Below are 14,723 nucleotides of genomic sequence, written 5' to 3' on the forward strand. Positions count from 1 at the left end.
ATAGGAATTCTCAAATACAAAAAAGCCCTACAAGGGCTTTTTTGTATTTTTAAGAAAAGTGTAATTGGTTTTTACTTAGAAACAGATAACTGCTCCAACGATGATTAACAAGATAAACAATACAACGATTAATGCAAAACAACCGCCACCGAAACCGACGCCGCCGTAGCCGTATCCACCACAACCACCAAATCCGCCGTATCCACCATATCCAAACATTAGATAGCCCTCCTTTATATACATTCCTTATAAAATATGCTGAGAAATTAAGGTGGGAAGGGCTATTTCACTAGTTTTTACGAGGACAAATCTACGGAATATGATTAAAGCAGTAGATAGTGAGCCGAGCGCTGCTGAAAAATGCCTAATTTTTTTATTCAAGTAACGGTGCAGGTTACTTAAAGAAGGTGACAATATGGCTTTACAGATTTACTCACGACATAACAGGGCGTGTCCATTACGTAGATCCCTTGACGAAGGAGCTGCGCATAGAAGTAGGGCATGGCGAATTTGAAAGTTTTAAATCCATTTTGGGAATTTATATGGCAAAAGAACAATATAAAATAATGAAAGGAGGAGAGTCATAAAATGCGGATAATGAGCAATAATTTTCATGCGCGAGCGGGTATGGTGTATATGATGACCAATAATGAAGTAATGAATCAAGTCGTTGCCTTTTACATGGACCTGAATGGAATGCTCACCTTTGTGGGTTCCTACCCAACCTATGGAAGAGGTACTGGTACAAAGGAAGTTTCTACTGCTACTGCAAACGATGGCGTCGACCCCTTAGCGTCACAAGGCGCACTAACTTTGTCCCGAGATGGAAGTTTCCTACTTGCGGTTAACGCAGGCAGCCATAGTATCAGTAGTTTCACCATAACCGAAAGAGGAGTACCCTTGCTTGTGGATGTGAAGCCATCAGGAGGTGCTCAACCCAATAGCGTAAATGTATTTGGTAATCTCCTCTATGTTTCCAATGTAGGTAATGCTGCTAACAATTTTGCATCCAATATCACTGGTTTTCAAATAGATAATAATGGACGGCTTACTCCTATTCCCGGATCTACCCATTCTCTCAGCAATTTCAATGCTCAGCCGGCGCAGGTTCTCTTTACTCCAGATGGCAGTAAAATCGTTGTTTCCGAGCTGACTTCCAACCATCTCAGTGTATTCCATGTGAATAAAAATGGTACTCTTACAGGACCAATCGTAAATGATTCTTATGGTCAAGGACCATTGGGCGTTTATTTTCTATCCTCTGGAATACTCTTAGTTACAGAAGCAGTTTCAAATACGCTGTCATCTTATTCATTGAGCAACGACGGTATCCTTCATGTGATCAGCGGCTCTGTACCAAACGGATATAAGACTGCTTGTTGGGTTGTAACAACGCGGGATGAACGTTTTGCATACATTACCAACACCTTAAGCGGTAACATCTCCACCTACCAAATCGATCCCAATGGAGCACTGTCTGTTGTCAGGCATATTACCAGTACTCCGCCAGGTACACCTCCAGGTCTGCCGATGGATGTTGGAGTGAGTAAAGATGGACGGCATTTTTACACCCTTAACGGAAATCAGGGTACAATCTCAGTATTTAATATACAAGATGATGGTAGTCTGGTTAGATTGCAGGTTGCTGCTTGGACTAACTTTCCTTATCTTGGATCGCAAGGGCTAGCTGTTCTTTGATTCTATTGGGTTCACTATATTGGCTGGAATAGGAAATAAAGGAGTTGCTAAAAAAGCTGCCGACATACTGGTGGCTTTTGTTATGAGAAATATAATTGTACAAGATTGTGAAGAAATGTACTTAAACAAACAGGTGCAAGAGTTCAATATCAGAGCTATCATTGTGGCAGCTTTTCTTATTGTGCTAACGAAGCAGTATAGTTAAATAAGAATTGATTAAATTATTAATAAATAGACAATATTGTATGTGCATCAAGGAGGGTAAATAGGTGACAAAGGAAGTCGAAATTTCAAAGATTTTATGGATAAATACTATATTATTTTTGGGGAGTTGGACAACATTTTTTCTTTCAGGTGCAGACCATCCACCACCAATCGGATTTCTTTGGGTTGTGTTATTTATTGTCGTTTTAGACACGATTCAATATGTTTATTTGAGAGGTTTCCTAAGGCAATTAATTGATCGAAAGAAGAGGTTGTTTACAAAGAATTTGCTTTTTTTCGTGACGGGAGGAATATTAGTAGCAGTCTTCGTTTCAATTCTTCAGATTATCGAATCAAAAGCTATCAGTACGGCATACGTTTTATTTTGGATTGGGTTGATGGTTATAGTAGGAATTCTTTATGCAAGATTATTTTGGTTTTTTAACATAGTATTATTAAAAGTGTTTAAGATTAGAGTTTAACCATTTAATAGAGTCCTATTTGAACATTGCTATTGAACTACCATGAAAATAAGTTTCTTCAAGATTAGAAAAATGACAATACTTAAGAAGACCCTGCTCAATCGTTAAAAAAAGAGGAGAGCGTTCATTAATAAGTCTATGGATTAGGGTTGACTGGATCAAGGTCAGTATTAGTATTGACACTTCCTAACCATTTTCATTCTCTGTGGTGCAGCACTGATTTTGTGCTGCATGGATGGCTAACGGGTAGCAATAGTTAAAGATGAGATCGCTGCGGCGGTCTTTTTGCTTGTTCAGCTAACGAAGTAGCATTCCTGTAATGAGTGAAAATGAGGTTTGAACAAAAAAATAACCTCTTGGTAGAATAAGAGTGTCCTGAAGCTGGCCAGCGAAAAGGACAACACTCAAATACTAGGAGGCTTTAAAATGAATTATAACCAAAATAAGAAGATTGCTCAAATAACTTCTCAAACACTTATTATAGGTGTCGACATTGCTAAATTCAAGCATGTGGCACGTGCACAGGACTTTAGAGGAATGGAGTTCGGATCACCTTGCTATTTTGAAAACACAAAAGAGGGATTCGAGCATTTTCTTACATGGATTTCTGAACTGAAGAGAGAACAAGCCATGGAAAAAGTGATGGTTGGAATGGAACCGACTGGCCATTATTGGTTTAACCTAGCACAAATTCTGAAAGAAAATGAGATTAAGTTTGTAGCAGTAAATCCCTTGCATGTTAAGAAAAGCAAGGAACTCGATGATAATTCACCAACTAAAAATGATGTAAAGGATGCCAAAGTAATTGCCTAGTTAGTCAAAGATGGAAGATACGCCGAACCTACGATTCCGCAAGGGGTTTATGCCGAACTCCGAGTGGCTAAAAAAATACGCGATCTTTTAACTGATGACCTCCAAACAGTACAAGGGCAGGTCCATAACTGGATAGATCGGTTCTTTCCAGAATATCTTACAGTCTTTAAGAAGTGGGAAGGAAAGGCAGCCTTACAATTCTTAAAACTATATGCTTTACCGCATGAAATAATAAACTTCTCTGAACATGAACTGCTTACTCACTTAAGAAAAACCGTTAGCCGGAGTGTTGGGCTTAACAAGATTCGAGAGTTAAAGCAAGCAGCCAGTAAGTCCATCGGACTTCGCCAAGGCTCTGATATGGCTAAACTGGAGCTGAAAACATTACTAGATAAATATGAATTAATTCAGCATAAATTCGAAGAATTAGATTCAAAAATAGATATTTTACTTGATGAAATACCAGGGGTACAACAAATGTTGGCCATTAAAGGGGTAGGAAGAGATACGGTTGCCGGTTTCTTTGCGGAAGTAGGAGACCTTAATGATTATACTCATCCCCGACAAATTATTAAGCTAGCTGGCTTAAGTTTAAAAGAGAATACATCTGGTAAGCACAAAGGAAAAACGACTATTACAAAGAGGGGTCGAAAGAAACTGAGGGCTCTATTGTTCAGGGTGTGTATGATTCTCGTTGCAAAAAATTCAGCTTTTAAAGCATTACACGCTTACTATACTCAACGTTCTGATAATCCATTGAAGAAGATGCAGTCCCTAATTGCTTTATGTAATAAACTGATCCGTATTTTCTTTAGTATAAGTAAAAAGCAATTTGAATTTAGTGAAGAAAAGATGTTAAAGGATATTCCTCATTTGTCAGTAACAGAGAAGGTAGAATTGGCCGCTTGATTCTGTTTTAGATTAGGATAAATAGTAGCTGAGTTATAGATTTGGGTACATTTGAAGCACGGATTAGTCGGCAAAGCAACTAAATTACGGGCAAAGGACCCTGTGGAGCAGCATGGCTGACATCCACCTCATGGAAAGGTTGGACGAAGGAATTTGAGAGCGAAGACTCTGTAAGGCATGGGAGGGTTGACCTCCATGAGAAATGTGGACATCCACCAGTGCGATCATATTTTTACTCATCTACCAATTTCTATAAGTAATTGGTTGGTGGGGTATAAGTCTTTTTCCTCAAAGGGTCCAGTTTTATCCTTTTCAGTAATGTTCACCCACCTATTAAGTAATTACCGAAAGGTAAACTACTATGAAAATATAAGAAAAACGGAGAAATCGGGAGATTTCGCTTTCTTTATTGAGGGAGGTTAGTTTAATGAAAAAATGGTAAAATGAAGGAAAAATACAGTTCTTTAGGGGAGATTAATTTGGATATTCGGAAACTAAATATGGATGAAGAACCTCCTATGGATTTACTGTTATTAGCTGACCCTTCTCGGATACTTGTTGAGGAATATTTACAAAGAGGAGAATGCTTTGTAGCTGAAAGAGATGGTCAAATTATTGGAGTTTATGTACTACTTCCAACAAGACCTGAAATGGTGGAGTTGGTGAATATTGCAGTGATAGGTACCCAGCACGGTAGAGGCATTGGGAAACAACTAATAATTAATGCAATTCAAACAGCCAAATCAAGTGGATACAGAACGATAGAAGTCGGTACTGGAAATTCAAGCATAGGACAATTAGCATTTTATCAAAAATGTGGTTTTAGAATTATTGGTATTGATATAGACTTTTTCATCAGGCACTATTCAGAAGAGATTTTCGAAAACGGTATCCAGTGTAAGGATATGGTTCGGTTATCTCAAGATTTGTAGATTTAAAAAGAAAATCCTTGTTGAACTAACGTGGCAGTTTTGTTTAAGAACGGGGATATATTTATTAGCCAATAAACAAATAAATCCATCCAAGAGGGATTCTCCAAGGATAGATTTATTTGTAATTCCAGCTATCTAAACATTCTTTAGTTGGCAGGATTCTTCTTCCAGTTACTTTCTTTTACTAACAACTATCCCGCAGTGTCACTTCTTCTTAAACTCCTAATAATCTAATTGACGTAAATACAATAAGATTTCATTTTCATTTAGTTTTTTAAACTTATACTTACGAACTTGGCTTTCAATTTTCTTTTTGTCATCATCTTTACTACTGAATAAATCTACTAAGTGCAAAATTACTTCTGTCACCACAGTTACTACTCCACCTGACCATGCTGCCCCTAATTCCCAACCTAATGTTTCTGTATCAGAAAGTTGTGACTTCGCTAATTCATCCATTTCTTTTTTGTATTCGCCTTTGATTAGAATATATTCTTCCTTATTTCTAAAGGCTAATAGTAAATCTTCAGCATTATAAACTTCGAAATAAGCATTTTCCTTCTCTAATTGTATTAATTCATCTAGCACAGTTCCTTCACTTTTCTCTACTGTTTTCGCAATAGCTTGAATTGTTTTGACTGAATAATGATTGACACTTTTTTTATTAACACTTGAAAGCATTTGCTGACTGATTCCAGTTTCTTTAAATACATTGTATCGTTTTTTCCCGTTCTTTTGCAGATAAATATCTAATAGACTCATTTTAAAATTCTCCTTTCCCTATAATAAATTATTTTTTACTAAAAAATTTTTTACTTAATTATATTTTAGTATATGTGTAAAAAAATGTAAATTGTTATTTTATTTAATAATCAATGAATTTTATTTTTTCGTTGTATTACGTAAGTTTGTGAAAGTTTGCACTTAAACTAACGGGTGCTTTACTTTAACAAAAAACGTCGATTCCTTACCGTACAGGAAATCGGCTTTTTTATGCTATAACCGCAGCATCCCCCCAGCTTACTTTCTGCCTTTAAGGTTGTTGGCTGGCGATGATCTGCTTCAATTCCTTCGCTTTGCCGTGTTACGTAAAAGCAGAACCAAAAGAGGGTTTTTCAATATCACAGAAGCCCAGAATGGCTGTCTAAGAGATTGCGAGAACACTCCCTTATTTTTTCCCTTTACCGCAAACAAAAAAGCCCGTGAAAGGCAAATGCGGGCTTTTACAAGAACTGCGACACCGCCGTAACATTCATTGGAGTGAGTGGTTAGAGGTAACGGGACCAATAACAGTGTATGCTGTGGGGTTCGGGTAATGGCAGGGATATTCGTTCTTTGGGCAGTTCTTACGTCCGGCCTGTTGAAGATAATGGGACAGCAAATTCAGGACCTGCTAGAGGAACTAATGTAGTTCCAACTGTAGTGTATCCAACAGGAGAGACTCGTTTAGCTGTGCCAGCCCCACAACCAATTTGCAGAACGCCACCATTGACCATCGTACCAATTTTCAAAAAACGGAAATCAAATGTTTGTTGAAGATGTTTATCCATTTTAATCACCTCTTATTAATGTATCCACGTTCATGTTATTCCTCTTTCAATGATGGGTCACGAAATCCAAAGGTAATTTTCCCGCTATGCTCGTTCTTGTTCTCCAGCTTTTCAACGGCTTTGTAGCCAGCGCGATTAAGAATATCCTTTATAGTAGTTAAGCGGACACTTTCTGAATCAGCGGTAGTTGCAAGCTCGAACATCATTTCGGCTGCCTTTTCTGACATGCCTGCCAGACGGCTCTGGATGCGTTCTCTGCGTTCCTTTTGAAGTTCCTCGATGTATGCCTTAACTTTAGGATTCTTTATCGCTCTGGAGGCTTCAACGTGCGCACCAGATTCCGCATAGCCAGCCTTTATTGCCGCTTTCGTCCCGTTGTTTAGTACGAAGTAAAATTCTGCAAATTTTTTCTGCCTTTCAGTGAGTTCTTCAGCAGTTTTCATCAATCCATTCACCCCTTTTCGGTTACGATAGCTATTTTGATATTTTGATATAGAATAAAGGGACAGGGGGGAATGCTCGAAGGTCAGTCAGAACCCTGAATTTTGGAAAACGGGTGGAAAACCGAAATATTTTCATTCAATAAATCATACTTAATTTATAATTGTTCGTTGTAGAGTTATATACAAGGAGGTTATATATGGATATTGCAAAAAAACTGCACAATGTTTTTTCTGAAAGTAAATTGCAAGGTGATACAGTTATTTTTCCCGATTGGAACATTACATTATTACCACGAATCGAGACTCTAGATGCAATTAAGGATTTAGATAAAAAGTCTGTTGAGATTAGTTTTAGGATTTCAGATCCTAATTTTGATCAAGAACTTTACGAATACCAAGTAGGTTTTGCTGAGGATCAAGACACTGCCATAGCATGGCACTTGGAAGTTTTGCAATCGGCATGATGAGCGGAATAAAGCATATGATGAAGGCAATGGGACATAGTTGTGGGGGATGTACCTTTGACATAAGCGGTACACCTATTTCAAGTGAGTATGCAGGAGAAAAACATGACTGGATGCTCTACAAAAGTGATGTTGTTAGCATGGGTTCCGAACTTAAAAATGAGTTTACAATAGACTCTTTCAGTGAGATTATTATGGACGATGTGGCAAAAAGGTTGGGTAATCATAAATTAGCCTTTGTTAAAATTTTTGCTGCAAAAATGAATGATAATATTACGGGTCAGTGCTTTATAAATCATGTTATTAGTCCTGAACTATCTCAAAAAATAGCTGACTACGTCAGCACATGGGAAGTCGATGGTTATACTTCGCAAAAACAATTCTTTTTTATTTTACAAGATGATGATACATATACCCCTTTTCCACATACTTTGCAGGAAATCAGTAAATTCACTAATACGGCAATTGATATGTTAATGCCTGTAAAACTGAAGATGAGTTTAACCATTTTCCTGAAAGACTTACTGAGGCAATTGGTGATAGGAATTTGGCTGAAGAGTTGTATATGTTCATTCCTGAGATGTGTGCAGAAAAGGTGTTTTACCAGCTCGATTATGGTGAAAATGTTCTTATCGATACAAATGGTGAACAACAAGTCGTATATAAGAACCAGATTTATAGCTATTATCCTATTTTATCTGCTTTACATAGTCGGTTTAATACAAATTTTTCAAAAGAGCTTTACAATAAATACGTTAAAACAAGTTCCATTATCAGAGTCGTTAATAAAGCAATGAATGAGGGGACAGATTGGCGGGAGGGTGGAAAATCATCTGTTACCTATTTCCCAAGTGATGGATATTCATTCCGATAAGATGAGTTCGACACAAAAGCAACCATTGCCGAAATACTTTTTGAAGCTACAAAGAAATACTTCGATAACTACTTTGGTGAGCGAAAGAATTTATCATTAAAAAATTGGAAAAATGACTATCCCTTTTTTAATGTCATTAGTACAAAAAGATCTAAGATAGCGATCATAATGTATAACTAACGGATAGCGTTTCTACAATAAGTGGTGACGCTTTTTCTTATTCAAGTAACGGAGGGAGTTTAGTTGAAGAAGGAATTTACTGGCTGTTGGTGAATCTAATATATGAGGTGATATTGAATGAAATATGAACCACCAAAACAGACTGTTTCAGTTTCCGCTTTATTAATGAACGAAAAAGATGAGGTTTTATTACTTAGGACTCATTGGCGTTCAGATACATGGGAAATGCCAGGGGGAAATGTTGAATTAGGGGAACCTTTAGACAAGGCAGTTTGTAGAGAATTTTTGGAGGAGACGGGGATTGTAATCCGTCCTGTTGGTATAACAGGTGTCTACTATAATGCAACGAAGCATGTTTTATCGGTTGTTTTTAAAGCCGAATATGTTGATGGGGAAATAAAAATTCAACCCGAAGAAATAAAAGAAGCTAGATATATTGCATTAAACCAATCTAATATAGACCAATATATCACCCGCCCCCAACAAAAATCTCGGACGCTTGATGCGATGAAATCAAAGTGTTTTATTCCATATGAAACATGGGAAGTAAATCCAGCCTATAACTTATTGTCTAGATTATATAACGAATAATATACTCGTACTTCTTGAACTACCATGAAAATAAGTTTCTTCAAGATTAGAAAAATGACAAAGATGTCAGAAATGCTTATTTAACCTTAGAAAACCCCTATGACCTACTAATTACATTTGATGATAACTCTGATAAAACGATATCATTAAAAGAAAAAATGCGTTGGAATGAAGTGTCAAAAAATTTATTGAAAAAAATATCAGAATGGAAAAATAAAAAGAAAGACTCCTAATTACCATTAGGTAAGTAATTGCAGTAATAGGCGTAATAGCAACTGTACCTAAAACGTTTTACACCATTTAATATTGTTTAGCAAGGATTAACCAAATTACCCCAATTTAAAGCCAAGATTGTGAAGGATAACACTTAAACTATCTGGTGCGTTAGTTTAATAAATAAGCAAGAAACCATCTTATCTAAGGTGGTTTTTTAACTTTGTGGTTATATAATTTGAAGGATTAAAACAAAAAGGTAATTTAAGATCGGTATCAGGAGCCAGCCTTTTTTAGTTTTTATATTTCGACATTTTTCTGCATTCTAAGAAGTGTAACAAAATACATAAGAGATTAGAATCATAAAAAGTTTGTTGATTTTATTGACTTTGCCAGTCATTACCGTTGCTAGTGAATATATTAATTTTTGTTAAGTTGAGAATTTGTCAAATCTTGACCTTTTTTTTAGCTTTAATAACTTTCGCATTATTTGTAAAATATAAAAAAGTCAAAAAACATTTGTAGGAATAACTAAATGAAATTTGATTTATTAGTGAAGTGAGAATTATAAAAAGGGGAAAGAACAAAATGTACAAGTATACAATCTATGTAACACATAAAGGTAAAGTTTATCAAACCAACGTAATAGCTACAAAAAACCAAACAGAAGAAGAAGTTTATCGTATAGCAAAAGAACAAGTTCTTAAACAATGGGAAAGTTAAATAAGGGATCCTGGGATTAAAAGGATTTCGAATGGAACTTCCACTTGAAGAATAGATTTTGGATAGCTTCCTTTACTTGAATATCCCGCTGCCAATAGCGGCTTTGAAGGATTTTATGAAGAATACTAATTATATATAAATTATAATAAGAGGAGTTGGTGGGTTTATGAAGAATATTAATAACCTTACTATAGAGGAGTTGGAAAGACGTATTGCTCATTTTGAGGATCGTCTTACGGATTTTATTATTACCGAGGACCAAAGAGAGTTAATCAAAGAAAGCTTAAGGGAACTAAAGAACGCTAAAGAGCGCAAGGCTTCCTAAACTTTTTAAATAAAATAATACATATAAATTAAAGAGCATTATCTGTGGAACATATATAGATTTTTATTAATTTTTCCACCATTTGGAGAGAAAAATGTATAAAGTTCTTATTAAGCTAACGGGTGCTAGAGTTAAATAACTGGGATCGCTTCGGCGACCCTTTTTTGTTATTGAGCTAACGGGAGTTTAGTTCAATAAGGGACGACAAGCGGAAGGATATTATATGAAGTTGGTCGAATATAACCTTTGTCCATCTGAAAAAATAGTTAACCATTTTCATTCAGGAGATGGTAGAGCAATTATAAAAAAGAAAATGATGAATTTTTAAAAAAATGAGGGTGAAATATTGAATATTTCAGTATTAGGTTGTGGACGTTGGGGAACCTTTTTGGCTTGGTATGCTAATAAAGTTGGACACAATGTTATGTTATGGGGGAGAGAAAACTCCAGGAATTTTATTGGATTAAAAGATACTCGAAGAAATGAATACCTTTCAATACCAGAAGATGTAGAACTAACTAATTCATTAGAAAAATCAATATTATTTGCTGAGATAATAATTATTTCAATTAGTGCTCAAGAAATACGTTCATTTGCAAAACAATTAAGTTCATTCAATGCAATACAAGGTAAAACATTTATTTTGTGTATGAAAGGATTAGAGGCTAATAGTGGAAAAAGACTTTCTCAAGTATTTGGGGAAGAGGTTGGAAAAAATGTAAATACAGCAGTATGGGTTGGACCTGGACACGTACAAGATTTCGTGAATTATATACCAAACTGTATGGTTATAGGTTCTGATAATATTGAAGTAACAAAAAAAATTGCACAAGAGATGAATAGTGATTTAATTAGGTTCTACTATGGACAAGACCTTATTGGAAATGAGATTGGGGCTGCTACTAAAAATGTAATGGGTATAGCAGCAGGAATGTTGGATGGATTAAATTATAGCAGTTTAAAAGGTTCACTTATGGCAAGGGGAACAAGGGAAATTTCTCGTCTAGTTAGAGCAATGGGCGGAAATGATGTAACTGTATATGGATTAAGTCATCTAGGAGATTTTGAAGCAACATTATTCTCGGAACATAGTCATAATAGAAAATTTGGACAGGCATTAGTCGAAGGAAAAAGGTTTGGAAAATTAGCTGAAGGTGTTGAAACTATAAAAGCATTGGGGGAATTATCCAAACAATATGACGTCCAACTCCCAATTTGTAATGCGTTATTTGAGATAATATTTGAGAATAAAAATGCAGAAGAAACATTAAAAGATTTATTTTTAAGACCTGTAAAATTTGAGTTTTAGTGAGATTATGCCATATCAATTTCTTATCAACCACGGTTTTAGTGCTGAAAATGAGTTGATGTGGCAGCTCCTTTTAAAAAAAAGAGAGATTGTTAATAATTACACTTAAACTAACGGGTGCAATAGTTTAAGATCAGAGCTACCATATTGGTGGCTTTTTCTTATTCGACTAACGGTGCAGGATAGTTGAACAAGCATTGGATAAATTTATAATGAAACCATTATATAGTGAGGTGTCATCTATAGGGAATTAATATGTGATGTATGTTCCGATAATCAATAGTATAAAAGCACTCTTAAAACGGAAATTCAAAGAGAAGAAAACGCCTTTAAGTATAAAAAGGAAGTAAGAAATATGATTGATGAGAGGCTCATCTCGTGCGTGAAGGATTGGCTTCAAAAAACCTAACCCACCCTGGTCAAGTCGAAAGGTCCAACTGCCCAGGGACAAAACGAAACCCCACTTACCAGATAGATAAGAGGGGTAAGGTTAGCCACGGAGCGTGAAGCTTTCGCGGTTTTTTCGTATCGAAAATCACGACTTACTTAAGGTTTGGGAAAATACCGAAATACTCTTCTAACGTCAAATTCTTGTTTTTCATTTCCTTCGCAACGGCGGTGCCGACGTAGCGGATGTGCCAGGGTTCGTATTTGTAGCCAGTCACGTACTCTTTTCCTTTTGGATAACGGATGATGTAGCCGAAATTGGCGCAGTTCTTATCCAGCCATTTCGCTTCGTTTGTATTGGCGAAACAAGAGGCCGCCGCACATTTCCCGCTGCTTCCGCTAACGTCGATGGCGAGCCCCGTTTGGTGTTCACTGGTGCCGGGGATGGCGCTGTATGTTCTTGCCTTTTCATACCCGTCTCTTTTGACGTAACGGTCAAAGACGGCCGCCTGCGTGGCATACGAACGATAGGCCGAGACCCCGCTTAAATAAACCTTGTCATTTTTTGCCGCTGCAAACATCTTTTCGAGTGCAGCCGCTGCTTCCTGGCGCAACTTCCGTTTCTCTATGTTTTCTTTAAAGAGAAAGGAGGTCTTAGGATAGACCAGATTCTTCGGCACATACGTTTGAGGCAGATAAATTTTCTTGTTCACGATGACTCCCAGGGATGCGGGGTATTTCGTGGTATAGGTTACCTTTCCATCCTTTGTCTTTGTATTATTCACATACGACACGTTTGTCCCTATACTGTTTGGGTTCGAATGGGATTGGTTGCTCATTGGGGTTAAGGACTGACTTGTGCCGCTTTCGGTATGTTTGGGTAAAGAGGAATGATCCGTTTCTCGGTTACAGCCCATGAGGGTGAAGAAGGTGATGAGAACGACCCATGCGCTAACCAATTTTTTTGCCATATTATCCGACTCCTCTATATCAAAATGAATATCCATCCATCGTTTCTAAGACGATGATACAAATAGGATTTGAAATCCCGTTACAATCTATGCGCAAACTGTTCCACTCCCCAGGGTAGCTTTTTGGAATGTCATGGATGCCGTATGTCCAGTCGACGGAATCGTAGGCACAAGATTTAAATCAGGAGGCCATTTTCACCGCTGCGGCCGCGCCTTTTTTGTTGAACTAACGAAGCAGATTAGTTGAATAACTTGCAGGAGAAATTGTATTTTTGGGAGATGACTTTTTGATGTTAAAAGAGGTTTGTAAATGCGAATTTACTAATTCATTTAAACTAGAAGCGGATTTTGTGGCTGACCCTATTTGGTGCAACGTATGTGGCTGGAACCTTGAAATAGAGGATTTCCCTTTATCAGATAAATTACGGGAAGAACTATTGCAATGGGTATCGGAATATGGAAAATGGATTGATTTAGAAACCGATTCATTAAAGGAAAATGGATTAAAACAACAGGAAAATCACAATGAAAAAGGGTTGCAATTATTCCAAGAGGTGAAGAAACAGCTAGGAGAAAAATATCCAATCATATTTGTTTCATCCACACCATATTGAAAAATAATTGGAATTGAATTTCTTCTTATTGAAGTAACGGGTGCAAGAGCTAAAGATTAGGATTGCTGCGGCGACTCTTTTTCTTGTTCCACTAACGGTCATGTTAGTTGAACAAGAATTGGTAATTTGTCGAATAATTTTTTTTAACATAAGAGAGGTAAATATTAGAAAACATAGAATTCTAAAGTGTATTAAATGATTTATTAGAGGAGGATGTTTTTGTGACTGCACCTGCCCACAGAACACCAATTAAAAAACGAATCGGTGGTGTGTTTGTTCCAGTTCGTAACCTTGAGAAAGCAAAAGAATGGTACAGAAAAATACTTGGTTTGGAAGGAGGAGAAGAATATTTTGGGCATATATTCGTGGCACCCATGGAAGGTACAGCTGGATTAGTTTTAGATGCCATGCCAAAGTGGAGAAATGAAGATGGTGATATTTCGACTTACCAAGTTCCATCAATTCAGTTTTTAACGGATGATATTCAAGCTTCTTATCAATTTATGAAAGAAAATAATGTTGAACTTGTTACAGAGATTCAGGATAATTTTTATTTTGTGTTCAAAGATCCAGATGGCAATTTATTAATGATTTGTAAGGAAGCATCTTAATGATTGTGAACGGTTGCACTTAAGCTAACGTGTGCTTTACTTTAACAGATGCTGGTTTTGGTGGTAGTAAACCATATGTACAAGGTGATAAAGCCGAGTGAACAAGTGCTGATAAAGTAAAAAAAGTTTCCCCAAAAATAGGGCTTAACCTATTGGGAATTCACATGAACGGATGCATATGATAGGGTAGCCGAAGCGCCATAGCCGCTTAACCTCCATTGCACATACACCTTTATTTGAATTCTCAAATACAAAAAAGCCCTACAAGGGCTTTTTTGTATTTTTAAGAAAAGTGTAATTGGTTTTTACTTAGAAACAGATAGCTGCTCCAACGATGATTAACAAAATAAACAATACAACGATTAATGCAAAACAACCGCCACCGAAACCGACGCCGCCGTAGCCGTATCCACCACAACCACCAAATCCG

The 14,723-nt window shown here is 36.7% G+C and carries 18 protein-coding genes and 1 pseudogene; 13 read left to right on the top strand and 6 right to left on the bottom strand.

What is annotated here, in order from left to right; translation table 11 throughout:
* Positions 1–75 precede the first annotated feature (75 nt).
* The gene (locus TR08_RS31270) at positions 76–219 is read right to left on the bottom strand and encodes a YjcZ family sporulation protein (RefSeq protein ID WP_081954565.1); all 144 of its coding nucleotides are present in this window, start codon (positions 217–219) and stop codon (positions 76–78) included.
* Between the two features lie 369 nt (positions 220–588).
* Here TR08_RS31270 and TR08_RS19620 point away from each other — a divergent pair, with 369 nt between their 5' ends.
* The 5 genes and pseudogenes from TR08_RS19620 to TR08_RS19645 all read left to right on the top strand — a co-directional run bounded on the left by TR08_RS19620 (position 589) and on the right by TR08_RS19645 (position 5,038).
* The gene (locus tag TR08_RS19620) at positions 589–1,698 is read left to right on the top strand and encodes a lactonase family protein (RefSeq protein ID WP_045521159.1); all 1,110 of its coding nucleotides are present in this window, start codon (positions 589–591) and stop codon (positions 1,696–1,698) included.
* Positions 1,699–1,717: 19 nt separating this feature from the next.
* Positions 1,718–1,903: a hypothetical protein gene (locus TR08_RS19625; protein ID WP_045521161.1), complete on the top strand. Its 186-nt coding sequence runs from the start codon at positions 1,718–1,720 to the stop codon at positions 1,901–1,903.
* Positions 1,904–1,967: 64 nt separating this feature from the next.
* A complete protein-coding gene (locus tag TR08_RS19630) occupies positions 1,968–2,384 on the top strand; it encodes a hypothetical protein (protein WP_045521164.1) in 417 nt (138 codons plus the stop codon).
* 426 nt (positions 2,385–2,810) lie between these two features.
* A pseudogene (locus TR08_RS19635) lies at positions 2,811–4,106 on the top strand (IS110 family transposase).
* A gap of 479 nt (positions 4,107–4,585) precedes the next feature.
* On the top strand, positions 4,586–5,038 hold the full coding sequence (locus tag TR08_RS19645) for a GNAT family N-acetyltransferase (protein WP_045521392.1): 453 nt from the start codon (positions 4,586–4,588) through the stop codon (positions 5,036–5,038).
* Positions 5,039–5,260: 222 nt separating this feature from the next.
* On the opposite strand, the gene TR08_RS19650 is transcribed toward TR08_RS19645, so the two are convergent.
* From TR08_RS19650 to TR08_RS30425, 3 genes are all read right to left on the bottom strand, one after another.
* A complete protein-coding gene (locus TR08_RS19650) occupies positions 5,261–5,800 on the bottom strand; it encodes a hypothetical protein (protein WP_045521167.1) in 540 nt (179 codons plus the stop codon).
* 584 nt (positions 5,801–6,384) lie between these two features.
* On the bottom strand, positions 6,385–6,588 hold the full coding sequence (locus tag TR08_RS19655; protein ID WP_045521168.1) for a hypothetical protein: 204 nt from the start codon (positions 6,586–6,588) through the stop codon (positions 6,385–6,387).
* A gap of 35 nt (positions 6,589–6,623) precedes the next feature.
* Entirely contained in the window at positions 6,624–7,031 is a 408-nt protein-coding gene (locus tag TR08_RS30425) for a terminase small subunit (RefSeq protein ID WP_052427538.1), read from the bottom strand.
* A 197-nt stretch (positions 7,032–7,228) separates the two neighbouring features.
* On the opposite strand from TR08_RS30425, the gene TR08_RS19665 reads away from it, so the two are divergent.
* The 6 genes from TR08_RS19665 to TR08_RS19680 all read left to right on the top strand — a co-directional run bounded on the left by TR08_RS19665 (position 7,229) and on the right by TR08_RS19680 (position 11,710).
* Entirely contained in the window at positions 7,229–7,495 is a 267-nt protein-coding gene (locus TR08_RS19665) for a hypothetical protein (RefSeq protein WP_045521169.1), read from the top strand.
* Between the two features lie 17 nt (positions 7,496–7,512).
* On the top strand, positions 7,513–8,292 hold the full coding sequence (locus TR08_RS19670) for a DUF6348 family protein (RefSeq protein WP_193747800.1): 780 nt from the start codon (positions 7,513–7,515) through the stop codon (positions 8,290–8,292).
* A gap of 374 nt (positions 8,293–8,666) precedes the next feature.
* On the top strand, positions 8,667–9,140 hold the full coding sequence (locus TR08_RS19675; protein WP_045521173.1) for an NUDIX hydrolase: 474 nt from the start codon (positions 8,667–8,669) through the stop codon (positions 9,138–9,140).
* Positions 9,141–9,941: 801 nt separating this feature from the next.
* Positions 9,942–10,076, top strand: a complete 135-nt coding sequence (locus tag TR08_RS32120; protein ID WP_152597475.1) for a BA3454 family stress response protein — start codon at positions 9,942–9,944, stop codon at positions 10,074–10,076.
* Between the two features lie 166 nt (positions 10,077–10,242).
* Positions 10,243–10,401 (top strand): hypothetical protein, encoded by a 159-nt coding sequence (locus tag TR08_RS32690; protein ID WP_193747801.1) that lies wholly within the window; start codon positions 10,243–10,245, stop codon positions 10,399–10,401.
* A 346-nt stretch (positions 10,402–10,747) separates the two neighbouring features.
* Complete coding sequence (locus tag TR08_RS19680; RefSeq protein WP_045521175.1) at positions 10,748–11,710, top strand: NAD(P)H-dependent glycerol-3-phosphate dehydrogenase; 963 nt, start codon at positions 10,748–10,750, stop codon at positions 11,708–11,710.
* A 542-nt stretch (positions 11,711–12,252) separates the two neighbouring features.
* Here the strand turns inward: TR08_RS19680 and TR08_RS19685 are convergent.
* Positions 12,253–13,068, bottom strand: coding sequence for a M15 family metallopeptidase (locus TR08_RS19685; protein WP_045521177.1), 816 nt, complete (start codon positions 13,066–13,068; stop codon positions 12,253–12,255).
* A 272-nt stretch (positions 13,069–13,340) separates the two neighbouring features.
* Here TR08_RS19685 and TR08_RS19690 point away from each other — a divergent pair, with 272 nt between their 5' ends.
* Both TR08_RS19690 and TR08_RS19695 read left to right on the top strand, forming a co-directional pair.
* Positions 13,341–13,682, top strand: coding sequence for a hypothetical protein (locus tag TR08_RS19690; protein ID WP_238579200.1), 342 nt, complete (start codon positions 13,341–13,343; stop codon positions 13,680–13,682).
* 221 nt (positions 13,683–13,903) lie between these two features.
* Positions 13,904–14,293, top strand: coding sequence for a VOC family protein (locus TR08_RS19695; protein WP_045521179.1), 390 nt, complete (start codon positions 13,904–13,906; stop codon positions 14,291–14,293).
* A gap of 309 nt (positions 14,294–14,602) precedes the next feature.
* Here the strand turns inward: TR08_RS19695 and TR08_RS31275 are convergent.
* The coding region (locus TR08_RS31275) for a YjcZ family sporulation protein (protein ID WP_081954578.1) at positions 14,603–14,723 on the bottom strand (121 nt) is incomplete at its 5' end.

This window comes from Neobacillus niacini (assembly GCF_000759675.1).
Lineage (GTDB): Bacteria > Bacillota > Bacilli > Bacillales > Cytobacillaceae > Neobacillus > Neobacillus niacini_A.